Source organism: Alishewanella sp. WH16-1 (assembly GCF_001441695.1).
Taxonomy (GTDB): Bacteria; Pseudomonadota; Gammaproteobacteria; order Enterobacterales; family Alteromonadaceae; genus Alishewanella; species Alishewanella agri.
Map to the genome: position 1 here is coordinate 14,789 of NZ_LCWL01000001.1, position 23,398 is coordinate 38,186.

Here is a 23,398-nt window from a genome sequence, read left to right on the forward strand (position 1 = left end):
CGCAGCGTGGATTGTTAGCTCAGCTGGGAGAGCACCGCCCTTACAAGGCGGGGGTCACTGGTTCGAACCCAGTACAATCCACCAATTTTTTAATTTAATTATGATTTGCGATACTCCCATGGATTGTTAGCTCAGCTGGGAGAGCACCGCCCTTACAAGGCGGGGGTCACTGGTTCGAACCCAGTACAATCCACCAATTTTTTAAAATCGTTGAGAGCACCGCCCGCTCTTTACGAAGAGACGGTTGTCACTGGGTCGAACCCAGTACAATCCACCAATATTTTACACAGCGATACTCCCATGGATTGTTAGCTCAGCTGGGAGAGCACCGCCCTTACAAGGCGGGGGTCACTGGTTCGAACCCAGTACAATCCACCAATTTTTTAAAATCGTTGAGAGCACCGCCCGCTCTTTACGAAGAGACGGTTGTCACTGGGTCGAACCCAGTACAATCCACCAATATTTTACACAGCGATACTCCCATGGATTGTTAGCTCAGCTGGGAGAGCACCGCCCTTACAAGGCGGGGGTCACTGGTTCGAACCCAGTACAATCCACCAATATTCTATACAGCGATACTCTAATGGATTTTTAGCTCAGCTGGGAGAGCACCGCCCGCTTTTTACAAAAATACGGTTGCCACTGGTTCGAACCCAGTACAATCCACCAAATTCTGTACAGCAATATCTCCTTCGATTGTTATCTCAGCTGGGAAAGCACCGCCCGCTTTTTACAAAAACACGGTTGCCACTGGTTCGAACCCAGTACAATCCACCAATTCTACACAGCAATATCTCCTTCGATTGTTAGCTCAGCTGGGAAAGCACCGCCCGCGCACCACTCAAAATCGCATTTATTGATCTCGCCCCGTTAACTCAAGCCAAAAAATTGCTATAGTAACTAAAGTACTTTCTCTCAGGCACCGCCAGTAATGGAACATGTACCCAAGCGGGACGAACGCATTCTAATCATTGATGAGCAACAGCTGTCGCAAAGTTATTTGCGTTACACGCTGGAGCAACTCGGTTATCAGAACATTACCATTGCCGACCGCGCCCAACTGGCGCTTAATCTTTGCCGTAACAACCTGTTTGATCTGATTATTTGCTCCTTCAACCAGGCTGAAGGCAAGGACGGTTTTCAACTGTTTGCTGAGTTGAAGTTTAGTGGGTTGCAAAAGCATGCTACGGCACTAATTTTTATCAGCGCGGAAACCGATCCGACCCTGGTGCATAGCGTGATTGAGTTACAGCCAGATGAATTTCTGGCCAAACCCTTCGCGATTAAAGATCTGCAGCTGCGGATTGAGCGCGTGCTTAAACGCAAACAACAACTGCGGCCTTTATATCAGTTATTAGATAACCAGCAATATCCGTCAGCGTTGCGCCATATTGATGAACAGCTGTCAGATGCCAGCCAGCACAAGTGGTTTCCACTACTCCTTAAGCTCAAAGGCGATATCTTACTTGCACAGCAAGACTATGAGGATGCCGAACATTTCTTTTTAGCCATGCTCAGCATCCAACCCTTTAGCTGGGCGCGCATGGGGCTGGTACGTTGCTATATGCAACAAGGCCGGGAACAGCAGGCTTTTAATGAGTTAGAGCCCTTGTTATTGCGAACGGAAAGTCGCCTGTTTGCACTGGATTTACTGTCGGAACTCGAATTTAAACAGCAGCGCTATCAGCAAGCTCAGCAGCATTTGATTGATGCCGCAGAGCTGGCACCGCGTAATTTGTTGCGCCAGCAAAAGCTACTACAGCTGTCACGTTTAAATCATGATTATGAAACTCAGTATCGTGCTGCCAAAGATATGGTGAAATATGCCCGTTACTCGATGTTTGAACAGCCGGACTTATATCTGAACCTGGCGCGTGCCAGTATTGATTATGCGCTGGCCAGTGAAGACGAAGAACAACAAAGCCGCTTAAACCGACAGGTGACCCTCAGTTTACAAGCGCTGCAAAAGCAATTCGGTAAACAGGATCTCAGCGAGCAGCAACTGATCTTACAAGCCCGTTTATTGTATCTGCAGGACCATAAAGACAAAGCCAAAGCACTGCTGCGTGATCTGAAAAACGACCAACCGATTAGCTCACTGGAAGATGCACTGGATAAAGCTAAAGCATTACACGAACTTGGTTTAGCGGATGCCGCCGAGCAACTTTTTCAGCAAATTAGTGACTATTGCAAACAGCAGCAAGCCGATCCGGTATTGACTGCGTATCTGCAACAGGAGCAAGCCGAACGGGTACAAATGAAGCAAGGACCACGTGAGCTCAACAACAGTGCAGTGCAACTGTATCAACGTGGCCATTGGGAACAAGCCTTCGAAGCCTTTAGCCTGGCACATAAAGTGATGCCGAAAAATGCCGGCATTGCCTTAAACCTGTTGCAAACGCTGTTAACCAGCCCCAGGCCCTTATGTGGAGTACAAGAAAAACTGCGGTTACAACACCAATGCGAGCAGGTTATTGCAGCCGCCAGCCTGAAACCGGAGCAGCAACGTCGTTATGAGCAGCTAAAAAGCAAGCAACAGCCGTTACAAATGAACGGCTGAGCTTAATCGCCGGCCCTGCAATAAGTTTCCGGCAAATACGCTTTCACTTGCAGAGATACTTTATTTCACCACCGGCTCCGGCCATTCGCTAAAGATCTGTGGCAAGGTTTTCGAGCGGATTAACCAGAAAACGCCCAGCCCCAAACCGATCACCGAAACCAAACGCCAGGGCGCATCCAGAATCACGTCGGCGGGCAGATCATAGAGGCTGTAAGCCAAATCGGCCAGGCAGCTGATTAAGAGTATCCAGCGACTCACACGCCAGATCGGACGCCAGGCAGCACTGCGTTTATCGCTACGTTGACTGAGTGCCGCTACTACCAACAGCACTGGCAAGGCAATAACACAGGCAATTAAAAAGTCCTGCTGTTGCGGATAGAACAGTTTAAGTAAATCCTTTTGCTGCGGCGGTAAGGTCAGCACCATCACCCAGCTTAAATAGGGCCGTAACAGCAACACTAGTAACCAGTAAAAGCGCTGCGGTATCGGCACCAGGCCGTATTTGTCCAGCAAAGGCCAGTCTTTCACGCTTGCCGCCGCCGCTGCGCCAAAATACCCAGCAACACAAAGACCCCTAAACTGATCCACGGCAGCCATAAGTTACTTAATTGTCCCAGCTGCTTGGCCACCAGCGGGGTTAAAAATAAGGTCAGGGCACCATAACCGAACGCACAGAGCAGCACAAAAATACCGGTGCGCCAGATAAAGTGCCAGTGAGCCGTTTGCCGGCGGACGATCTGGTTTAGCTCATCACCAAACACCACTAGCGAGGTTGCGACCATAGCCAGCGCCATATCGCGCACATAGGGGCGGAACAAGGCGCCCCAGTCCAGTAATAAGCTCACTAACCAATCAGGCATCCGGACTCACTCCATACTGCTTAAACAAATCCAACATCTGTTGCTCATCCCAAACCGGTACCTGTAATTCACTGGCTTTCGCCAGTTTCGAGCCGGCATTTTCACCGGCAATCACGGCATGGGTTTTCGCTGACACCGAGCCGGAGACTTTGGCTCCCAGCCGCTGTAATAACGCCTTGGCCTCATCGCGGCCCATACTGCTCAAAGTACCGGTTAATACGATGGTCTGGCCGCTTAACGGCTGCTCGGTGACCTGTTGCAGCGCTATCGCCGGCCAATGCAGGCCCTGCGCCAGTAAGGCGCTGACCACCTGTTGGTTATGCGGCTCACGGAAGAAATGATACAAATGCTCAGCAACGACAGTGCCAACATCGCTAACCGCTAACAGTTGCTCGATACTGGCGGCCATCAGCGCATCCAGGCTGGCAAAATGATTGGCCAGATTCAGCGCCGTCGCCTCACCCACTTCCCGGATCCCTAAGGCATAAATAAATCGCGGCAAGGTGGTACTTTTGGCGGCTTTAATGGCATTTAACAGCTTTAATGCCGACTTCTCGCCCATCCGCTCCAGGCCAACTAAAGACGGCATATCCAGCTCAAAGATCGCATCCGGTGTTTTCACCAGTTGCTGCTCTACTAACTGCTCAACCAGCTTATCGCCCAGACCTTCAATATCCAGCGCCTTGCGCGAGACAAAGTGTTTCAGTGACTCTTTCAGCTGTGCCGCGCAATACAAGCCCCCACTGCAGCGGGCAACCGCTTCACCACTCACCCGCTCAACCGCCGAGCCGCAAACCGGGCAGGTATCCGGAAAGATGACTGGTCGGGTATCCGCCGGCCGCTGTTCCATCACCACGGCCACAATTTGTGGGATCACATCACCGGCGCGGCGCACAATGACTTTATCGCCAATTTGTACACCTAAGCGGTTTATTTCGTCCTGATTATGCAGCGTGGCATTACTGACCATTACGCCGCCGACATTAACCGGCTCCAACCGCGCCACCGGGGTGATAGCGCCGGTACGGCCCACCTGAAAATCGACATCCAACAGGGTTGTTAGCATTTCCTGCGCCGGAAATTTAAAGGCAATAGCCCAACGCGGCGCCCGGGCAACAAAGCCCAGCGCCTGTTGCTGTGCCAAGTTGCTGACTTTGACTACCACACCATCAATTTCATAAGGCAGTGCCGAACGTTTGGCCAGGATCTGCTGATAATACGCCAGTGCGGCCTCTGCCCCTTCGACTAACCGGATTTCCGGGCAAACCGGTAACCCCCATTTTTTTAGCTGCTGTAGACGCTGATAATGACAGCGGTTATTCAGCAGCATGCCGGGATCATCCAGCTGGCCGACCGCATAGGCATAAAACATCAACGGTCTTTTCGCAGTAACAGCCGGATCTAATTGCCGTAAACTGCCGGCTGCGGCGTTACGCGGGTTAGCAAAGACTTTTTCGCCCCGCGCTTTGGCGTCAGTGTTCAGCCGTTCAAAGCCGGAGATCGGCATAAAGACTTCGCCGCGCACTTCCAGTACCGGCGGTACTTCACCGGTTATGCGCAGCGGGATCGCCCGGATGGTGCGGATATTGGCGGTAATATCTTCGCCGGTGCTGCCATCGCCGCGGGTTGCCGCCTGCACTAACACGCCGTGTTCGTAACGGATACTGACCGCCAGGCCGTCTAACTTAGGCTCAGCACAAAAGCTAAAATCGCCGGCAAAATCCAGCCGATCCTGCATCCGTTTTACAAAGGCGAGAAAATCGCTGTCATCAAAAGCATTATCCAGCGATAACATCGGTACCTGATGGCTAACCTGAGAGAATTTGGCTAAGGGTGCGCCGCCAACCCGCTGCGTCGGTGAGTCGGCGGTAATCAATTCTGGATGCTGCTGTTCCAGTTGTTGCAGCTCGCGATACAGCCGATCGTATTCGGCATCCGGCACACTGGGGGCGTCTAACACATAGTATTGATAGTTATATTGTTCCAGCTGCCGGCGCAGCTGAGCGATTTGCTGTTCAGGAGACATCATTTGCAAACTCACCAACAAAAACGGCAGGAAAATCCTGCCGTTAGATTAAAGCCTGGCAATCAACCGCGGATCAGTTGTTGCCGTTGAAACTCGCGGATCCGCTCGACATAATGCCGCACGGTTTGCACCGTCAGCACGCTACGCTGCCCGTCTAACACCTGACCACCGAACTCTTCCGCCAGCTTTTTCGCGGCGTTATTCATCAGGTTAAAGTTTTGCAGCGGTTCGCCCGGTCCGGGTAGTGTCATAAACAGGCTCAGGCCACGGGTGCTCAGCTCGTCCATACGTTCAATATCAAAGGTGCCGGGATTAAACATATTCGCCAGACTAAACAGCACCTCACCGGTACCGGCACTGTCCTGATGCCGGTGGAAGATGTCCATATCGCCGTATTTAAAGCCCAGCATGGTCAGTACTGACAGCAGCTCCTGACCACCAATTTGTTGCTGCTCAGGCACCAGCACATACAGGATCAACACCTCTGAAGGCGCGGCTTCTGCTTCTTGCGTTGGTTCATCGTCTACCGTTTCATCATAGCCATAGTCAGTGTCTTCCGGCAGCAGCTCTTCCTGCTCAGGAATACTTTTTTCATCCAGTGCCGAGAAATTCAGCACCGGCTCTTTCGGCTCAGCAAACAAGTCAGTTTGTTCGGCTGGCCGTTTTACATCAATGGGCCGGCTGGTGGGTTTGGTCGCGGTTCTGGGCGGCACTAACTTGCTGCGTTGCTCCGCCTGGCCTTTACCGGCGCCTTTAACTACCCGCACCTGACCAATACCATATTCGTCAAAACCTTCACCCGGACGTTCGTCTTTGCTGTCCTCTTCCGGATGATAACGATGCTGCACCTTGTTACTGTTTTTGCGCACCGTCCATAAGCCGTGTAAAAACAACGCCCCCAATACCAGGGCACCGATAATAATTAATACCAAACGCAACTCGTCAGCCATTTGTTATACCTTTTCATTAGGCTACTGCCAGTTTGACAGCATCATCCACATCTACTGCGACCACGCGTGACACGCCGGGTTCCTGCATCGTCACCCCCATCAATTGCGCAGCCATTTCCATAGCAATTTTATTGTGGCTGATATAAATAAATTGTACGGTATCCGACATTTCCCGCACCAGATTACAGAAGCGCCCTACGTTAGCATCATCTAACGGAGCGTCAACCTCGTCTAACATACAAAACGGTGCCGGGTTTAATCTAAATATTGAAAACACTAATGATAAAGCGGTTAAGGCTTTTTCACCACCCGATAATAAATGAATTGTACTGTTTTTTTTACCTGGCGGCCTCGCCATAATACTTACCCCGGTTTCCAGTAAATCGTCGTCAGTCAAATCAAGGTAGGCACTGCCACCACCGAAGACTTTCGGGAACAGCTGTTTTAAACCATCGTTTACCTGATCAAAGGTTTCTTTAAAGCGTTGTCGGGTTTCGCGATCGATTTTGCGAATCGCGGTTTCCAGCGTCTCCAGCGCCGAAGTCAGATCCTGATGCTGGGCATCCAGATAGGCTTTGCGCTCGGCCTGTTGCTCATACTCTTCAATCGCTGCAAGATTTATCGCGCCAAGCCGGCTGACTGCTTCGACAGTCTTATCCAGCTGTTGCTGCCACTGTGCTTCATCGGCGTCGGCCGGCAATTCAGCCAGCACCTCTTTCATATTCACCTGCTGCTCACGCAACAACTCCAGCATATTATTGGCGCGGATCCGGTAGCCTTCCGCATCCAGCCGCAGGTTTTCCAGTGCTTTTTGCTGGCTGCTTAAACGCTGGGTAATGCCGCTTTGCCCCTGCTCCAGCTCACGGATCTGTTGCTGGATAGCGGCTAGCTGCTGATTGGCACTGGTTAGCGCCTGTTCGGCGTCACTGCGCTGCAGCAAGGTTGCCTGTAATTCCTCTTGCAGTTGCAATGCCGGATCCTGTTGTTCGTCCAGCTGTAGCTGCAACTCGGCCAGTTGTTCCAGCCATTGCTGTTGTTGCAAGGCTGCGCGGCTTAAACTCAATTCGACACTTTGCAATTGCTGCTGACAGAGCCGTTGCTGCATTTGCAGCTGGCTGTGCTGACCTTGCTGTTGTTGCAATTGCTGGCGCAGCGCCTCTTCCTGTGCCCTCGCCTGTTGCTGCCGTTGCTGTAACTGCTGTTCCTGCGTTAACGCCTGCTGATACTCTTGCTCCGCTTCAGCAAGCTGAAGTTCGGTTTGCTCTGCACTTGCCGCCAGCGCCTGTTGCTGTAACTGTAATTCTGCCAGCTGCTGCTGCAGCTGTGTACTCTGTTGCTTTAATTGCTGCAGCGCCTGCTGTTTTAACTGCACCACCGTATGCTGTTGCTGCAAGGTTTGTTGCTGGCTGCTGAGCGCTGCATTAAGCTGGCTAAGTTGCTGCTGTGCCTGTTTTTGCAACTCAAGCTGTTGTTGCTCGGCTGCCGCAGCGGCTGCAAGCTCCTGCTCAACCTCAGCTAACTCCTGCCCTAATTGTTGTAACCGCTCTTGGCGTAACAAACGGCTATCGGTCAGCGACACCTGGCTTTGCTGGCCCCAGTTAGCGCCGAACCATTTACCCTGTGTACAGATCACCGATTGTCCGGGCTTAAGCTGTGCCAGCATCGTTAGCGCCTGCGCTTCATCCGCCGCCAATAAAATCTGCCGGAAATAATCCGGATACACCCCTGACAGCACCACGCTGGCCAGGGTATTAGCCGGCACCGCTTTGTCGCCAGTCGCTGCGGTGACATACAGCGCTTTGCCGTCATCATGAGCAGCCAGCTCAGCCTGTTGTAGTGCGCCCAGTGCCAGCGTAACAGCCAGCGCCCAGCCGTCGGCAATTTGCAGCTGCTCTGCCAGTAAAGGTCCGCTGCTGCCGGCTTGCTGTTGACTGTGGCTAAGACGTTGTTGCTCTATTCTCAACACTTGCTGTTGGTTTTGCCACTGTTGGCGTTGTTGAGTTGCCTGCGCGCTCAGCTGTTGCTGCTGCGCCAGGGCGGCAGTAAGCTCTGCCTGCTCTAGCTGCAATGCCGCGACTTGCTCTGCCAGCTCATGGTGCCCGGCTTCTGCCAGCGCCAGCTCTTGCTCTGCCTGCTCAGGCTCAAGCCGGGCCAGCTGTTCAGTTAACTTATGTTGCTGTGCGGCCAACTGATGTTGTTGCTGCGCCCAATGTTGCAGTTGCAGCCGCCACTGCTGCAGTTGCTCGCGGCGCTGATAATGCTGTTGTTGCCAGTCTTGCCAGTTAAGCTGTGCCTCGGCTGCCTGCTCCGTCGCGTCCAGCAATTGAGCCTGTAACTCTTCCTGTTGCTCAGTCAACACTAGCAGTTCCGGTATCAGCTCTTCCAGCTGCGCTTCAAGCTCGGCGCGTTGCTGCTGCTCCTGCTGCTGTTGCTCATGAAAACCGGCCAGACTCAGCTGCTTTTGCTGGATCTGCTGTGTGAGTAACTGTTGTTGCTGACGCTGGCCAACAATTTGCTGCTCCAGCGCACTGATCCTGTTACCCAACTGATAATACTGCTGCTGACACTGCTCCTGCTGTTGCCGTGCAGTATTGGCTTGTTCACGTAATTCGGTCAGCACCCGCTCATCGCCCGCCTGCGCCGCCTGATATTTCTGCAGCTCGGTTTCCTGCTCGCGCAGCTGCTGTTCCAGTTTATTTAGCGTGTCGTTAAAGCCCAGCCATTTAATCGTTGTCAGCTGGGCACGCAGTGTGCGTTCCTGCGCTTTCAGCTCTTTATAGCGCTGTGCGGTAGCTGCCTGCCGCTTGAGTTTATCGATATTTTTACCCAGCTCTTCGCGCACGTCGGTCAGGCGATCCAGATTATCCCGGGTATGTTTAATGCGGTTTTCGGTTTCGCGCCGCCGCTCTTTGTAGCGGGAAATGCCGGCGGCTTCCTCAATAAAGACCCTAAGCTCCTGCGGTTTAGATTCAATCAGGCGCGAGATCATGCCCTGTTCGATAATGGCATAGCTGCGGGGCCCCAGGCCAGTGCCAAGGAAAATATCGGTAATATCGCGGCGGCGGCACTTGCTGCCATTTAAGAAATACAGCGACTGGGCATCGCGGGTCACGACGCGCTTGATCGCAATTTCACTGCGATCCGCCAGATTGCCGGCCAAACGGCCCGCGGTGTTTTCAAACACCAGTTCCACTGAAGCTTGTGATACCGGTTTGCGCTGCGCCGAGCCGTTAAAAATCACGTCGGTCATTGCATCACCGCGCAGGTTTTTTGCCGAGCTTTCACCCAGCACCCAGCGCACCGCATCAATGACATTGGATTTGCCACAGCCGTTTGGCCCCACTATGGCCGTCATCGCTTGCGGAAACGGCACTGTAGTGGGGTCAACAAAGGATTTAAAACCTGCCAGTTTGATCTGTTTTAAGCGCATCCGGCTGCTGTATTCTGCTTAGAGTTATAGCGACAAATCTACCCATTTTGTCGCACCCTGTCACTTGCTAATTCGATTAACGGGCTGACTTTGCAGATTTTTTTTACGCCAACGCTCTGCTTTGGCGACCACATCAATAGTCTTACGCACCGGTGCTTGTGCCGCGCTGATAATTACGACCGGGCGTGACACAATCAGGTTATTTGGGTAAATCACCCGCTCCTGCTCTTTGGTGCGCAGCACGGTGTTAAACAAATGGATTTCAGCAATATCACCCTCCAGCGCATTATTACCATCAATAATCCGCACCTTGCTGCCTTCGGCAAAGTCTTTCTGCCCCAGTAGAATAAAGAAAGCGGTTACGTTGCTGATTAGCGACCAGGACGCAAATAAGGCGACACCGGCTACCGCAATAATTGACGATGCCAGCACCAGCAAGCCACGGATATCCACGCCCCAGATAATGCTTAGCACCACCAGCAACAGCAGCATTAGCAGGATATGAAAAACGACAATGGCTCTTTTATTCATCTCAGGCCGCATCCGGCCACCGGCCAGCAAGCCATAGATCAATGGCACCAGCCGGCGGCTGACGATGATATAAGCCAGTACCGCCAGCAGCGATAAACCTAGCTGTACCATCATTGGGCTCATATAACCGCTGAGTTGTTTCAGGATCTCACTGTCAGCAATGATCGATTGTTCCACACTCATCATTTAATCCAGATCATTTAACGGCCAACTAACGATATAGTCTTCAAAATCATCCAGATCCACCATATCCTCTGAGATGGTTTTGTTGCGTACCGACATTTGTTTTTTATGCATCAGGCTTTTCTTGCCGCCGTTTAATAGCGGATGCCAGGACGGCAAACCACGCCCTTCATGTAAGCGCCGATAGGCACAGCTGTTGGGCATAAAGAAGATGTCTTTCAGATTGTCTTTGGTCAGCTTAATGCAATCCGGCACCAACACAGTACGAAGACTATATTGGGTACATTCGCATTTATGGCTATTCAGATAGCGGCAGGCGATATTGGTAAACACCACCTCTTCATCTGGTTTAAGCTCAGCGGTCGGACCTTCTTCCTCGTCGTCATGAATAAATTTATTCAGACAACATTTAGCGCAGCCATCACATAAAGCTTCCCACTCAGCGTCATTCATTTCGCTTAAGCTTTTTTGCTCCCAGAAGCGTTCAGTCAGGCTCATTTAAACCTCTACCCGGCTATCAATTTTCAGTAAATCAGCCAGCGTCAGGGTCAGGGTATCACCGGCCTGCAAGGGCCCTACCCCTGCTGGCGTGCCGGTGAGTACCAGATCGCCGGGCAACAGAGTAAAATGTTGGCTCATTTCGCTAATCAGCTGGGTAATACCGCGGATCATATTGGCGCTGTTCCCTTGCTGGCGCAGCTCACTGTTAACCTGCAGACTAAAATCCAGTTGCTGCGGGTGTTGTACCTGTGCTTTTGGAATCAACGGTGACATCGGGCAAGCACCGTCGAAGCCTTTGGCAATTTCCCACGGCCGGCCAAGTTGCTTTAGTTTGGCCTGCACCTCACGTAAGGTCAAATCCAGCGCCAGGCCATAACCCCAAATCGCCTCATTCACTTCAGCAAAGCTGGCGTTTTTCAGTGGCTTGGCAATTAATACTGCCAACTCCAGCTCATTGTGAACTTCACCGCGTCCTGCCGGAATAGTGAAAGCCGGCGCCAATGGCACCAGCGCAGTCGCAGGTTTGATAAAAAACAGGGCTTCCGGCGCTGTTTTACTTTGCATTTCGGCAATATGGTCCTGATAGTTCTGACCAATACACACCACTTTACCCAATGGTAAGCTGATAGGTTGACCTCGCCAATCCTGATGCTGGTACATTAAGTTTGCTCCGCAACAATAAGATCAGCCAGATAACCAACACTGGTGACGAAATAGTAAGAGCGGTTCCAGTGCATCAGGCTTTTATAGTTATCGTAAGCCAGGAAAGCCCGGCCGGTCGGGCCGTCAGGCAACACCAGGGCGGCAGAGATATCACGCTGTGGCAACACTTCACCATTTAAGCGGCGTACGCCAAGTTGATGCCAGGCTGCCATACTGCGCGCCGAGGCATTCCAGCGGCCCAGCCATTCATTGCGCGCCAGACTGCCACGCTGAATGGCATGTCCGGTATCAAAACCGGCCGGCAACTTCACTTCGCGCCCCCAGGTTTTGCTGTAATCCCAGCCTTGCTGCTTGAGATAGTTGGCAATAGAGGCAAACACATCCAGCTCATTAGTCCAGATATCTTTCTTACCGTCACCATCGCCGTCCTGGGCATAAGACAGAAAAGAGCTTGGCATAAACTGGCTTTGCCCCATGGCGCCAGCCCAGGAGCCTTTCATATTGTCTAAATCAATATGGCCTTGCGCCAGAATATCCAGCGCATGAAAAAACTCGGTGCGGAAAAAGGTTTCGCGCCGACCTTCGTAGGCTAAGGTTGCCAGCGCAGAAGGAATAGAATAGTTGCCCTGGAAGCGGCCAAAACTGCTCTCCAATCCCCATAACGCCACAATAAAGCGCGGTTGCACGCCATAGCGTTTGCCGATTTCTTCCAATTGTGGCTGATATTGCTGATAACGCTCCCGCGCCATCCGGATCCGCGTTTCGCTGACCCGCTTTGGCAGATAAGTATCGAGTGTTTCAACCACTTCCGGTTGACTGCGGTCAGCACTGACAACCCGCTCATGGAACTGCAGACTACTGAACACAGCGTCAAGTAAACTGGCGTCATAACCGCGACTGAGTGCCTCTTGTTTCAGTGCGCTGGTATAGCTGGCAAAATCGGGTTTAGCTGCCGGACTGTCATTAGCCAACACCAATGGGCTGAATAGCTGAGAGCTGAGCAGCAAGGCGCTCCCCAAAAACAGACGGTGTAACAACTTTATCTTCATACTTATTCCTTGTTGACTTCAGCTTGCTGCAGCGCCGCTTTATGCGCCGCCAGCAAATCTTCAACCGGTGGTGGCAATTGTAAATAGTAGCCCTGTTCCAGCAAGGCGGCTTTTACCTTTTCGATATCAGCCTGAGCCAAATGTTCCCGTTTGGCTAAATTCAGTATTGTAATCAGCGCCGGTTGGCCAAAGGTTTGTAATAAGGCCGGCGGAACTTTGCTAAAGTCATCCCGCTTTTCGACATACAGGTAGGTGCCCTCTTTTCGCGGGCTACGATATACAGCAGATAACATAGAATAAAACTACTTCGCCAACTTGCCTAACAGATAGCAAGACTATAACATGAACCGCAGGTTATGCGCATCGACCACCGTGAATGGCAGCGCAGAAATTATGGGGCTGAGGTTGGTTAATTTTAGCCAGCGCCAGAATCCAAAGATCCCGCGCAAGCGGCTTAATAATAATAGTAAAAGCGCTGAACTTTTATGTCTGAACACTCCTTAGAATTAAAGGGCAGTTTATTCCCTTTGTCCGTGTTACATTGCTCCGATCTTAGTATCAGCAGTCTGCAATCCCTGTTAACGGCCAAATTGGCTCAGGCACCAGCATTCTTTTACCAGGCTCCGATCGTCATTAACCTGCAGGATAATGATAGCAGGCCCGATTTTGTGGCGTTGAAACAGTTATTTACTGAGTTAAAACTGGTGCTGGTAGGTGTTACTGGCGCCAATGCAGAGCAAAAGACTGCAGCCCAACAAGCGGGCCTGGCGGTGTTGCAGGCCGGAAAAGCCTCGGCAGCCAAAGCCACCGAACCATCAGCGCAGACAGCGCCAGCGGCTGCGGTAAAGCCGACGCAAGTCGTGGTGCAACCACAGCCGATGGACAGCAAGATTGTGGAACAGAATGTCCGCTCCGGCCAACAAATCTACGCCAAGGGTGCCGATTTAATTATCAAGGGTGCAGTTGGCGCCGGAGCCGAAGTGATTGCCGATGGCAATATTCATATTTATGGTTCGCTGCGGGGTAAGGCGATTGCCGGCGCCAGCGGCGACAGCAGCAAGCGAATTTATTGTTACAACATGCAGGCCGAATTGGTCTCAATCGCCGGTAATTACTGGCTTAGTCATAGCCTGCAAGGCGAGTTTTGGGGTAAACCAGCCTGCATTCGCTGGCAGGGCGAAAGTTTAGTCATTTCAGAATTAGTGTAAGGAAAGTCACTATGGCAAAAATTATTGTGGTTACCTCTGGCAAGGGTGGTGTCGGTAAAACCACCTCCAGTGCCGCTATCGGTACAGGCCTGGCATTAGCCGGTAAAAAAACCGTGATTGTCGATTTTGATATCGGTTTACGGAATTTAGATTTAATTATGGGCTGCGAGCGGCGCGTAGTTTACGACTTTGTCAATGTGATCAATGGCGAAGCCAATCTGAAACAAACGCTGATTAAAGATAAACGGGTCGAGAATCTGTTTATTCTGCCGGCGTCGCAAACCCGCGACAAAGATGCGCTAACCAAAGAAGGCGTGGAGCGGGTATTAAATGAACTGTCTGCCGACTTTGATTTTATTATCTGTGACTCTCCGGCGGGTATTGAGTCGGGTGCCATGATGGCATTGTACTTTGCCGACGAAGCCGTAGTAGTAACCAATCCGGAAGTGTCATCAGTACGCGATTCTGATCGCATTCTGGGTATGTTATCCAGCAAATCACGCCGGGCTGAACAGGGTCTGGATGGCATTAAAGAGCATTTACTGCTCACGCGCTATAACCCGGAGCGGGTGCTCAAAGGCGAGATGCTCAGTGTTGAAGATGTGAAAGAAATCCTGGCCATCGAACTGGTTGGCGTGATCCCGGAATCCCAGGCCGTACTGAATGCATCTAACTCTGGCCAACCAGTGATCCTGGATGAAGAGAGTGATGCCGGTCAGGCTTATCTGGATACGGTGAAACGCTTACTGGGTGAAACCGTGCCGTTCCGTTTTCTGACGGTGGAGAAAAAAGGATTTATTAAAAGGCTGTTTGGAGGCTAACTAATGTCGTTACTGGATTATTTTCGTTCAACTAAAAAAAATACCGCCAGCACAGCCAAAGAGCGCCTGCAAATTATTGTTGCCCATGAGCGCAAGCGCCGCAGCGGCCCTGACTACCTGCCGCAGCTGGAACGCGATATTTTAGAAGTGATTCGCAAGTATGTTGATATTCCGGCCGACCAGGTTGCAGTATCACTGGAGCAACGTGGTGATGAGTTATCGGTACTGGAACTTAATATCACCTTCCCTGATGAAAAGCGCTAAGTAGCGCTTTTCTTATCTTATCTGTCAAAGGAGCAGACAATGAAAAAAACGTTAATTGCAGCCGCCGTGGTTGCAGCCGGTGTCGCCGGGTATTACTTTTTAAAACCCTCATCAGCTACGCAACTGGATTTTCCAGAGCTGGCTTATATCCCTGCCGATACGGTGCTGATGTCTGCACAACTGACTCCACTGGATATCGTGTCCTATCTGAAAAGTCTGGGATTATCGCCGGAGATGTATCTGAATCCGGAAATGAACGAGGTCTATAGCCAGTTGGCCGCTGAATCATCTAGTGCCGGCAAATTTGGTATTGCCTTGCTGCAAAACTACTTACAAGCGTTGAGTGAGCCAGAGAGCTTTGTCCAGAAAACAGGTATCGCTGCGCAAACCCGCTCTCTGACCTATATGGTCGGTGCTGCTCCGGTGATCCGCTTTGAACTGGCGGACGAAGCGGCCTTTTGGGCGATGTTTGAACAAGCTGCAACTAACAGTGGTCTGGCTTCTGAGCAACAGAATCTAAATGGCCACAATTTCCGCAGTTATAGTTTAGATGAGCAGCTCGCTGGTGCGCAGTTGCTGGTTAGCGTAGAACGCGGTTGGGGTACCATAGCCTTACATCATAGCGCGCTGTCAGAGAGCCACCGTGCCGAGAGTCTGGCATTACAGCAACCGGCCAGTAACCTGCTCAATAGCGGTAAGTTACAGGCGATGGTAAAGCAATATCAGCTGAAAGCTGACGGTATCGGTTATCTGAGCACCGAACAATTGGCTCAGGCGCTGACCACTACTGATGGTAACCAGCTGGCACGCGATTTACAGCTGACCTTTAGCGAAGGCTTACCGGAAGCGCTGCAAGTGTGGCACACCCCGGCCTGTCAAGCTGATATGGCGATGTTAAGTAAAACCTGGCCTGGTCTGGTAATGGATGCTGAACTGGTTGAGCAAGCGCCTGGCAAACTGCATATGCGGTCGAAGATGTTATTCCCCACCACCAGCCAGATTGCACTGGAAGGCTTACAAGGCCTGCAAGGTTTTATCCCCGCCAGCTTAAACGGTGGTTTACCGGACAGCATGTTTTATATGGGGTTAGGCGCCGAAATTAGCCAGTTAACGCCTGCAGTGAGCAAGCTCTGGGCTGGCATGACCGATCTTAGCGTAAGCTGTGAACCTCTGGTGGCAGTGCAACAGCAGATGAAAGCCCAGAACCCACTAATGATGTTGGCGATGGCCGGTATGGCCGCCAATGGCTTACAGGGTTTATCGGTAACTATTAATGATTTTAGTCTGGATCCGGCAACCGGCCAGCCAAATCAGGCCGATGCACTGCTAACCTTATCTGCAGATAATCCACAAGCTCTGCTGACCAATGCCCAGGCCACGCTACCACCGTTGGCGGGGATCACCTTACCGGCAGCCGGTGAAGAGGTATCCGTTGCAGAGCTATTCCCACCCGTCGCCATGCTGGGTTTAGACGTGCGTTTACAAGCTACCGACAAGCACCTGTTACTCTATGTTGGTGAGAAAGCGAAAACGCAGGCGGCCACCATTGCCAAAGAGCCACTGAGTAAAAATGGTTTATTTAGTTTTGGTATGGACTATCAGCAGTTTTTCAGCGCCATGGCAAAGATGTCAGAACTTTCCGGACAACCGCTGCCCGCTGAGTTGGAGTCGATGTTAAAAACCAATATGCAAATGGGCATGTCATTTGCTATCGACCAGCATGGTATCGTAATTAACTCTGATGCCAAAGTCGGCGAGTAACATTAGCCGCGTATCAGACAAAGCCGGATAATATCCGGCTTTTTTTATACCTTACGCCGGCGATTAGCCCACCAGGCATCAATACTGTAGCAAAATAACGCCAGCCAGATTAGACCAAAGGTAAACAACCGCTCTAATGCAAAAGGTTCCTGATATAGCCAAACACCGAAAATAAACATCATGGTCGGCCCGATATACTGGAAAAAGCCCATCGTTGATAACTTCAGGCGCCGGGCCGCCGCAATAAAACACAGCAAAGGAACCGTAGTAACCAGACCGGCAGCCATCAAATAAAGGTTCAGGCCCACACTGTTTTCGAATAAATTCGCCGCAGGGCTGGCAGCATAAGACCACCAGTACCATAGCGCTAAAGGTAATAGTAACAAGGATTCGATAAAGAGCCCTTTTATCGCATCTACGGCCAGCTTTTTACGCAATAGCCCATAAACCGCAAACGAGCTTGCCAGTGCCAGTGCTATCCAGGGTACAGCGCCGTAACCGACTATCTGCCACAGTACACCTACCGAAGCCAAGCCAACCGCTAACCACTGTAACTTTCGCAGCCGCTCTCCGAGAAACAGCATGCCCAGCAGCACATTCAGCAGCGGATTAATGTAATAACCCAGGCTGGCATCCAGCATATGATTATTATTTACCGCCCATATAAATAGCCCCCAGTTACCCCCCAGCAACACGGCACACAACAAAAGCCAGGCCAGCAGTTTAGGTTTTGCCAGCACTGCCAGCGTCTCGCGCCCCTGTTTTAACAGTAACAATACGATAAACAACAACAAAAAAGACCAGACGATTCGGTGCAGCAAGATCTCCGGTGCCGGGATAACGTCAATCTGTTTAAAATATAGTGGCGCTATGCCCCATAATGTATAAGCACTGGCTGCAAAAAGGCCGCCTAATTTTTGTTCACGCGTTAACGCCATACCGACTCCAATAATTAAGGCGGCAATTATACGCGGACTCGGCATCTTGGGTCGAAAAAAACAGCCGGCGAGTGCCGGCTGTTGTCATGTATTGCACAATACGTTGCGTTGCTGTTTATTCCTGAACAAAATCGTCCATCAGAATCAGCCCAACATCTGCAGTTAACCCCTCACCATCGCGCGCGATAGCGGTGTAAATCTTGTTAGCCTCGAGGCTAAGTGCTACCGGGCCAATTGCCGCTGTTTTTGAGCCTGCCGGTGTAACAGTTACCACATAGTCACCTGCGGCCAGAGACACGTAGCCGGTATCGGCTTTGAATGGCACAGCCGCGAAAGCGGGTGTCGCTGTTGAGATATCGTTGGTTGCGGTAACATAGATATCTACCGGACCTGCCAACGTCGAGCCGTGTACAATACGCACTTGAGCTTCAGTGGCGATACGGCGTGGCATGTCTGCTAGTACCAGGGGCTCAATGGTGTTTTCAGTCAAGGAACCTACTGCCAACACGCTGTAAAATGCTCCGGCTTCTAACGGTAAATCAGCGTCAATCACCACCACATCGTTGTTAGCGTTAGCGGCGACTTTCACATTGTAGGTATCGGGCGCGACACCCAGATAGCCCGTGAAGTCCGGGAAGGACAAGGCTTCGACCAATTTGATGGCATCGTTAGCTATGACATCTACCGCTGGCGCATCTGACACATTGTGCACCACCCGCACTGAGGCTGTGGTATTTGCATCCAGAATGTCCAGACTTTCACCCGTTGGCGTTACCGCCAGTAAGGAAACCGGTGAATCGCCAGAGAAGCGGTTATTAATCGCTGCCACCACTAAGTCGGTGCCAGCAGCTAACTCCAGAGGACCAGAGTCAAACACTACCATATCCTGACCCGGTAATGTAATGCGTACACGGTAGTTACCGGCGGCAACATCGATGGCTCCGGTAAACTCTTTAAAATCAAGTGTATCCAGCGGTGCTCCCAGTGCCGCATCTGGCGCCGTGACGTGAATATCAACTGCTGGTGCCGCAGATGCCGCATGCACCACTTGTAACCGGATGTTACCTGCGGCTAAATCTGCCACATCTGATGTCACCACTAGCGGCTCCAACGTATCCTGTGCGACAGAACCTACCGCAAAGACCTTGTAGTTGGTCGCCTCTGCCAGCGCCAAATCTACTGGCCCGATAACTGAGGCAGTTGCATCGCCCGGCAGTAAGGCTTCTACCGCCACGTTGTAAGTTGCAGGCGCCAGGTCAAAGTTCTCAGAGCTTTGACCAAAGGCCAGATTTTCGATTACCGGCTCGCCACCTACTAAGACATTAACGTTGGGTGCATCTGAGGAAGCGTGAATCACTCTTAAGGTCGCATCGACCACTACCGGTGGTGGTGGTGGCGGCGGAGGTACGACTACCGGATCACTGCTGCTGTTGCAGGCACTGAGCGTCGCCATTACCGCTGCGGCGACTGAAAGTGAGACGATTTTTTTCATTGTTCTTACCCTTCAGTTGATAGTTGCTCGAAAACATACGCCGCGGTACAGAGCAAAGATCAACTATTACAGGTGCAAAAAACCGACATTATTATTGCAAAAATTCTACTGATCCATCTCGACTTTATTAACGTTAAATTTCAGTTTAATTATCGATGTGTGCAGGAAGTGTTAAGAAAGGTGCTAATACTGCGCCGCGCCATCCGGTTAAAAATTCAGGTACCGGCAGCTGGTTACGCTCCTGATCACTCACCCGCCAACACCAGTTAAAATATTCGTGCAACTGACGACGGGTTGCCAGAAATGATGCCGGTATATCTGCTGCGGCAGCGGCATCCTTTACCGCTTGTCCGATTTCAGCCAATACGACCTTTTCACCGGCAAATTTCTCATTATGATAGAACTTTTGCGGACAATGCTCCGGATTTAATGTTTTAGCATGGTTAATTAACTCAACCAGCAATTTAGCGTGTCGTCGCAGCTCCCGCACCGGCATACCGGGGATGTTTAACAAACTTTCTGCTGAAGCCGGCTTGCGCTTGGCTAGTTCAAATAACTGCGCATCTTTGACCACCAGCCCCAAGGCCAGATCTTTGTTGCTGGCATACTGATAACGCCAGCTTACCAGTTCACGTAAAATAGCCAATTCCCGGCTATTTAGCTGACTGCTATTCTTAATCTCCAGATATTTAAATTCAGCCGGCAATTGTTGTTGCCGCCGCGCCATCAGGGTTTGTCCCTCGGCTAATAGCAGGGCTAATTTTGTGCTGTTGGATAATTCGGCCAGAAGTCGCTGATACACTGGCAGTAAAAACTTAACGTCGTTAGCAGCGTAATCAAGTTGCTTTTGCGCCAGAGGTCTGGCAAGCCAATCGGTGCGCGATTCGCTTTTGTCCAGCACTTCGCCGGTTAATTGCTCAACCAGTCTGGCATAACCCATACTACCGCCCCAACCCAGAATTTCGGCTGCCAGCTGAGTATCAAATAATGGTGCGATGTTCGTAATACCAATGGTAGCCAGGGCTTCGAGATCTTCCGTGCAAGAATGCAGAATTTTGGTCACGCCTGTTGCCGCCAGTAAAGCCTGTAACGGCTGCCAGTCGGTAATAGTTAGCGGATCAACTAACGCCAGCCGGCTGCCGTCATACAGCTGAATAAGCCCCAATTTTGGGTAGAGGGTGCTTTGCCGGATAAACTCGGTATCCAGGGCAAGTAGTGGCTGTTCGATAGCCTGGCGGCAAAAATCGGCCAGCGCCTGATTGGTGGTAACTAAAGACATGCTTATCTCTCAAAGTAAAAAGCCGGCAATCGCCGGCTTTTTATTAACCGCGCAGTTCGCGGCGTAGGATCTTTCCTACGTTAGTTTTGGGCAATTCTGAGCGGAATTCTACCAGCTTTGGCACCTTGTAGCCGGTTAAATGTTGCTTACAGTGTGCAATCACTTCCTGCTCGGTCAGGCTTTGGTCTTTTTTCACCACAAAGACCTTCACCACCTCACCAGTTACTTCATTAGGTACACCAACAGCGGCAACTTCCAGCACTTTTTCGTTCATCGCGACCACTTCTTCAATCTCGTTCGGGAACACATTAAAGCCCGATACCAGAATCATATCTTTCTTGCGGTCGACAATATAAAAGAAGCCATCGGCGTCCATAGTGGCGATATCACCGGTATATAACCAGCCATCTTTAATGGTTTTGGCCGTTTCTTCCGGCCGATTCAGATAGCCCAGCATCACCTGAGGCCCTTGCACTATCATTTCGCCTGCTTCACCGACTGCGACATCATTACCGTTTTCATCCACTAAGCGGATATCGGTTGAAGGTGCCGGTAAACCGATACTGCCGTTAAAGTCATCCAGATCGAACGGGCTTAACGTCACCAGCGGACAGCATTCGGTTAAACCGTAACCTTCCAACAGCCTGGTTTTAGTCACTTTTTTCCAGCGCTCCGCCACCGGGCGCTGTACCGCCATACCGCCACCCAGAGACAGTTTTAACCGACTGAAGTCCAGTTCTGCAAAGCCGGGGGTATTCAACAGACCATTAAACAGGGTGTTAACGCCGGTAATGGCCGTAAACGGGAATTTGGCCAGCTCTTTTACAAAGTTGGGCATATCACGCGGGTTGGTAATCAACAGATTAGTACCACCGTGTTTGAAAAACACAAAGAAATTCGCGGTAAGCGCAAAGATATGGTACAGCGGTAAGGCAGTAACCACATTTTCTTTGCCTTCATCAAGGAATTTATCGAGGAAACCACTGGCCTGTTCCAGATTGGCGACCATATTGCGATGCGTCAGCATCGCACCTTTTGAAACCCCGGTCGTGCCACCGGTATACTGTAAAAAAGCAATATCATCGCCAGTCATCTGCGGTTTTTGCCAGCTTAAGCCGGCGCCACGCTGAAGTACTTCTTTATAAGTCACAAAACGGCGTAACTGATAAGCCGGGATCAGCTTTTTCAGGTGCTTAACTACCAGATTAACAAGAGTGCCTTTTACCGCACCTAACATATCGCCCATCTTGGTTAGAATAACGTGCTCAACCTGAATATTTTTCTCAACTGCCATCAGGGTGTGAGCAAAGTTTTCAACGATAATAATAGCGCGGGCTTTAGAATCGGTTAACTGGTGTTGTAATTCGCGCGGGGTATAGAGCGGGTTCACATTGACTACGCTACAACCGGCGCGTAACACGCCCATCAGCGCAACCGGGTATTGCAGTAAATTCGGCATCATAATGGCAACGGCATCGCCTTTTTTCAGCCCCAGCTCGTGTTGCAAATAGGCCGCGAATGCCTGACTTTGCTGATCCAACTGCCGGTAGGTAATGCTTTTACCCATATTGACAAAGGCGATTTTATCGGCAAATTTGGCAATGCTTTGCTCGAAAATATCTAATAATGAAGAATAATGATCAGGATCGATTTGTGCCGGCACGCCTGCAGGGTAACGCTTTAACCAGACTCTATCCACCGTCTACTCCTTAAAAATAGTTGTTATACTTAACCCTGCGCACTTTTCTAAGTGTCTGACGGGTTTTTTATAATTTTACGTTTACGGCAGGTTATCAGACCAAGTTTTGACCTGCTCACCCACTCTGAGTATTTACTCTAACTCTAATCATCCCACAAATAGCGAAATCAGACAATTAGTCTGCTGCAGCTCTGGCAGGCTTGGTAAACTTTAACGTCATCCGATCACTCTCGCCTATAGCCAGATAATAATCACGATCGGTAAGCCCCATCGCCAGCGTCGGTGGCAACGCATACACACCTTTAGGATAATCTTTGCTATCGCGTGGATTCGCATTAATCTCACTGCTGGCGACCAGTTGAAATCCCACCTGCTCTGCAACCTGAATCAAATAAGCCTCATCAGTATAACCTTCAACCGCATAGCTGGTGGTTTCGCTAACCCGCGCTGCCCGATGTTCTACCATACCAAGGGTACCACCAGGCTTTAACACCTGATACAGGCTTTGCATCGTTGCCAATAAATGTCCACGCTGGTCCCAAATATGAGCGTTGCGAAAGCTCAGAATCATATCAAACTGGTCGGGAGCTAAAGCCGGGATAAAATTTGGCGGATCTAATGCGACCCGGCCAACCTCACCAAAATGCGCGTGTTGTTCCAGGATCCGCTGTTCCAGACGGCTACTTAGCCTGGCCCAAAATTGGCTTTTCGCATCCTGATTACTCGCCGCATCCTGCCGGAAATGGGCGACGGTTAAACGCCCTTGATCTTTCACGAAGGGCGCAATAATTTCGGTGTACCAGCCGCGAACCGGCCAAAGCTCTAATACCGACATCTGCGGCTCGATGCCAAAAAATAGCAGAGTTTCAACCGGATGACGATATTGGTTACGCTGCAGGTTTGCCGCGCCGCGCGCGGGATCTTCTGCCAGCTCGGTTAAACGTTCCCGCCATTGCTCAGCATCCGTTGCGACCACCGTCGCCGCAGGTGAAAGCAAACAAAGGGCTGCCACTATGCTTGTTATTGTTCTTTTCATAGTTATTACCTGTTGCATCAGCAGCTGTGTTACTGGTACACAGCGATTATCTTAAGATAGCGTTGCCTTTGCCTAAAAGTCCAGCAAAACACCGTTTTTTGCCACTCTGTCGCAGTTAGCTTGGTTGAAACAGTACAATGTTTTACA

20 protein-coding genes and 5 tRNA genes are annotated in these 23,398 nt (G+C 50.9%); 10 read left to right on the forward strand and 15 right to left on the reverse strand.

Annotated features, from left to right (window positions below):
• The first annotated feature begins 8 nt into the window (after nt 1-8).
• The 6 genes from AAY72_RS00065 to AAY72_RS00095 all read left to right on the forward strand — a co-directional run bounded on the left by AAY72_RS00065 (nt 9) and on the right by AAY72_RS00095 (nt 2,560).
• Nucleotides 9-84: transfer RNA gene (locus AAY72_RS00065), tRNA-Val, on the forward strand.
• A 36-nt stretch (nt 85-120) separates the two neighbouring features.
• Nucleotides 121-196 (forward strand) — tRNA-Val (locus tag AAY72_RS00070).
• A gap of 106 nt (nt 197-302) precedes the next feature.
• Nucleotides 303-378, forward strand: a tRNA-Val gene (locus AAY72_RS00075).
• 106 nt (nt 379-484) lie between these two features.
• Nucleotides 485-560 (forward strand) — tRNA-Val (locus tag AAY72_RS00080).
• A 25-nt stretch (nt 561-585) separates the two neighbouring features.
• Nucleotides 586-669 (forward strand) — tRNA-Cys (locus tag AAY72_RS00085).
• A 262-nt stretch (nt 670-931) separates the two neighbouring features.
• A complete protein-coding gene (locus AAY72_RS00095; protein ID WP_057785091.1) occupies nt 932-2,560 on the forward strand; it encodes a response regulator in 1,629 nt (542 codons plus the stop codon).
• A gap of 60 nt (nt 2,561-2,620) precedes the next feature.
• On the opposite strand, the gene AAY72_RS00100 is transcribed toward AAY72_RS00095, so the two are convergent.
• The 10 genes from AAY72_RS00100 to AAY72_RS00145 are packed head-to-tail and all read right to left on the reverse strand — an operon-like array spanning nt 2,621 to nt 13,046.
• Nucleotides 2,621-3,088, reverse strand: a complete 468-nt coding sequence (locus AAY72_RS00100) for a DUF2919 family protein (protein WP_057785092.1) — start codon at nt 3,086-3,088, stop codon at nt 2,621-2,623.
• Nucleotides 3,085-3,420: a DUF3392 domain-containing protein gene (locus tag AAY72_RS00105; RefSeq protein ID WP_057785093.1), complete on the reverse strand. Its 336-nt coding sequence runs from the start codon at nt 3,418-3,420 to the stop codon at nt 3,085-3,087. Before AAY72_RS00105 ends, AAY72_RS00100 begins: the two co-directional genes overlap by 4 nt.
• Entirely contained in the window at nt 3,413-5,449 is a 2,037-nt protein-coding gene (ligA, locus tag AAY72_RS00110) for an NAD-dependent DNA ligase LigA (RefSeq protein WP_369815324.1), read from the reverse strand. The genes AAY72_RS00105 and ligA overlap by 8 nt, the downstream gene beginning before the upstream one ends.
• Nucleotides 5,450-5,508: 59 nt before the next feature.
• Nucleotides 5,509-6,396: a cell division protein ZipA gene (gene zipA, locus AAY72_RS00115; RefSeq protein ID WP_057785094.1), complete on the reverse strand. Its 888-nt coding sequence runs from the start codon at nt 6,394-6,396 to the stop codon at nt 5,509-5,511.
• Between the two features lie 16 nt (nt 6,397-6,412).
• Nucleotides 6,413-9,826, reverse strand: a complete 3,414-nt coding sequence (gene smc, locus AAY72_RS00120) for a chromosome segregation protein SMC (protein WP_057785095.1) — start codon at nt 9,824-9,826, stop codon at nt 6,413-6,415.
• A gap of 60 nt (nt 9,827-9,886) precedes the next feature.
• Entirely contained in the window at nt 9,887-10,540 is a 654-nt protein-coding gene (locus tag AAY72_RS00125) for a mechanosensitive ion channel domain-containing protein (RefSeq protein ID WP_008607678.1), read from the reverse strand.
• Between the two features lie 3 nt (nt 10,541-10,543).
• A complete protein-coding gene (locus AAY72_RS00130; RefSeq protein WP_057785096.1) occupies nt 10,544-11,038 on the reverse strand; it encodes a YcgN family cysteine cluster protein in 495 nt (164 codons plus the stop codon).
• Nucleotides 11,039-11,701 (reverse strand): fumarylacetoacetate hydrolase family protein, encoded by a 663-nt coding sequence (locus AAY72_RS00135; RefSeq protein WP_057785097.1) that lies wholly within the window; start codon nt 11,699-11,701, stop codon nt 11,039-11,041.
• The gene (locus AAY72_RS00140) at nt 11,701-12,753 is read right to left on the reverse strand and encodes a lytic transglycosylase domain-containing protein (protein ID WP_057785098.1); all 1,053 of its coding nucleotides are present in this window, start codon (nt 12,751-12,753) and stop codon (nt 11,701-11,703) included. Before AAY72_RS00140 ends, AAY72_RS00135 begins: the two co-directional genes overlap by 1 nt.
• Nucleotides 12,754-12,755: 2 nt before the next feature.
• Nucleotides 12,756-13,046: a YcgL domain-containing protein gene (locus AAY72_RS00145; RefSeq protein ID WP_057785099.1), complete on the reverse strand. Its 291-nt coding sequence runs from the start codon at nt 13,044-13,046 to the stop codon at nt 12,756-12,758.
• 192 nt (nt 13,047-13,238) lie between these two features.
• On the opposite strand from AAY72_RS00145, the gene minC reads away from it, so the two are divergent.
• The 4 genes from minC to AAY72_RS00165 are packed head-to-tail and all read left to right on the forward strand — an operon-like array spanning nt 13,239 to nt 16,807.
• Complete coding sequence (gene minC, locus AAY72_RS00150) at nt 13,239-13,961, forward strand: septum site-determining protein MinC (protein WP_008984092.1); 723 nt, start codon at nt 13,239-13,241, stop codon at nt 13,959-13,961.
• A gap of 11 nt (nt 13,962-13,972) precedes the next feature.
• A complete protein-coding gene (minD, locus tag AAY72_RS00155) occupies nt 13,973-14,782 on the forward strand; it encodes a septum site-determining protein MinD (RefSeq protein ID WP_057785100.1) in 810 nt (269 codons plus the stop codon).
• 3 nt (nt 14,783-14,785) lie between these two features.
• On the forward strand, nt 14,786-15,046 hold the full coding sequence (gene minE, locus AAY72_RS00160; RefSeq protein WP_008607670.1) for a cell division topological specificity factor MinE: 261 nt from the start codon (nt 14,786-14,788) through the stop codon (nt 15,044-15,046).
• Nucleotides 15,047-15,085: 39 nt separating this feature from the next.
• Entirely contained in the window at nt 15,086-16,807 is a 1,722-nt protein-coding gene (locus tag AAY72_RS00165) for a hypothetical protein (protein ID WP_057785101.1), read from the forward strand.
• A 44-nt stretch (nt 16,808-16,851) separates the two neighbouring features.
• On the opposite strand, the gene rarD is transcribed toward AAY72_RS00165, so the two are convergent.
• The 5 genes from rarD to AAY72_RS00190 all read right to left on the reverse strand — a co-directional run bounded on the left by rarD (nt 16,852) and on the right by AAY72_RS00190 (nt 23,251).
• A complete protein-coding gene (rarD, locus tag AAY72_RS00170; protein WP_057785157.1) occupies nt 16,852-17,745 on the reverse strand; it encodes an EamA family transporter RarD in 894 nt (297 codons plus the stop codon).
• Nucleotides 17,746-17,860: 115 nt separating this feature from the next.
• A complete protein-coding gene (locus AAY72_RS00175; protein WP_057785102.1) occupies nt 17,861-19,237 on the reverse strand; it encodes a DUF4397 domain-containing protein in 1,377 nt (458 codons plus the stop codon).
• A gap of 145 nt (nt 19,238-19,382) precedes the next feature.
• Nucleotides 19,383-20,516: a ribonuclease D gene (rnd, locus tag AAY72_RS00180; RefSeq protein WP_057785103.1), complete on the reverse strand. Its 1,134-nt coding sequence runs from the start codon at nt 20,514-20,516 to the stop codon at nt 19,383-19,385.
• 43 nt (nt 20,517-20,559) lie between these two features.
• Nucleotides 20,560-22,215: a long-chain-fatty-acid--CoA ligase FadD gene (fadD, locus tag AAY72_RS00185; protein WP_057785104.1), complete on the reverse strand. Its 1,656-nt coding sequence runs from the start codon at nt 22,213-22,215 to the stop codon at nt 20,560-20,562.
• Nucleotides 22,216-22,390: 175 nt separating this feature from the next.
• The gene (locus AAY72_RS00190) at nt 22,391-23,251 is read right to left on the reverse strand and encodes a class I SAM-dependent methyltransferase (protein WP_057785105.1); all 861 of its coding nucleotides are present in this window, start codon (nt 23,249-23,251) and stop codon (nt 22,391-22,393) included.
• Between the last annotated feature and the right edge of the window lie 147 nt (nt 23,252-23,398).

What these genes read in the sequence shown, in the direction of transcription:
- smc (WP_057785095.1), bottom strand. Translation starts at nt 9,826, where the DNA reads ATGCGCTTAAAACAGATCAAACTGGCAGGTTTTAAATCCTTTGTTGAC.
- rarD (WP_057785157.1), bottom strand. Translation starts at nt 17,745, where the DNA reads ATGGCGTTAACGCGTGAACAAAAATTAGGCGGCCTTTTTGCAGCCAGT.
- minE (WP_008607670.1), top strand. Translation starts at nt 14,786, where the DNA reads ATGTCGTTACTGGATTATTTTCGTTCAACTAAAAAAAATACCGCCAGC.
- ligA (WP_369815324.1), bottom strand. Translation starts at nt 5,449, where the DNA reads ATGATGTCTCCTGAACAGCAAATCGCTCAGCTGCGCCGGCAGCTGGAA.
- AAY72_RS00125 (WP_008607678.1), bottom strand. Translation starts at nt 10,540, where the DNA reads ATGAGTGTGGAACAATCGATCATTGCTGACAGTGAGATCCTGAAACAA.
- AAY72_RS00165 (WP_057785101.1), top strand. Translation starts at nt 15,086, where the DNA reads ATGAAAAAAACGTTAATTGCAGCCGCCGTGGTTGCAGCCGGTGTCGCC.
- zipA (WP_057785094.1), bottom strand. Translation starts at nt 6,396, where the DNA reads ATGGCTGACGAGTTGCGTTTGGTATTAATTATTATCGGTGCCCTGGTA.
- AAY72_RS00130 (WP_057785096.1), bottom strand. Translation starts at nt 11,038, where the DNA reads ATGAGCCTGACTGAACGCTTCTGGGAGCAAAAAAGCTTAAGCGAAATG.
- AAY72_RS00190 (WP_057785105.1), bottom strand. Translation starts at nt 23,251, where the DNA reads ATGAAAAGAACAATAACAAGCATAGTGGCAGCCCTTTGTTTGCTTTCA.
- AAY72_RS00175 (WP_057785102.1), bottom strand. Translation starts at nt 19,237, where the DNA reads ATGAAAAAAATCGTCTCACTTTCAGTCGCCGCAGCGGTAATGGCGACG.
- AAY72_RS00095 (WP_057785091.1), top strand. Translation starts at nt 932, where the DNA reads ATGGAACATGTACCCAAGCGGGACGAACGCATTCTAATCATTGATGAG.
- AAY72_RS00140 (WP_057785098.1), bottom strand. Translation starts at nt 12,753, where the DNA reads ATGAAGATAAAGTTGTTACACCGTCTGTTTTTGGGGAGCGCCTTGCTG.
- minD (WP_057785100.1), top strand. Translation starts at nt 13,973, where the DNA reads ATGGCAAAAATTATTGTGGTTACCTCTGGCAAGGGTGGTGTCGGTAAA.
- AAY72_RS00135 (WP_057785097.1), bottom strand. Translation starts at nt 11,701, where the DNA reads ATGTACCAGCATCAGGATTGGCGAGGTCAACCTATCAGCTTACCATTG.
- AAY72_RS00105 (WP_057785093.1), bottom strand. Translation starts at nt 3,420, where the DNA reads ATGCCTGATTGGTTAGTGAGCTTATTACTGGACTGGGGCGCCTTGTTC.
- rnd (WP_057785103.1), bottom strand. Translation starts at nt 20,516, where the DNA reads ATGTCTTTAGTTACCACCAATCAGGCGCTGGCCGATTTTTGCCGCCAG.
- AAY72_RS00145 (WP_057785099.1), bottom strand. Translation starts at nt 13,046, where the DNA reads ATGTTATCTGCTGTATATCGTAGCCCGCGAAAAGAGGGCACCTACCTG.
- minC (WP_008984092.1), top strand. Translation starts at nt 13,239, where the DNA reads ATGTCTGAACACTCCTTAGAATTAAAGGGCAGTTTATTCCCTTTGTCC.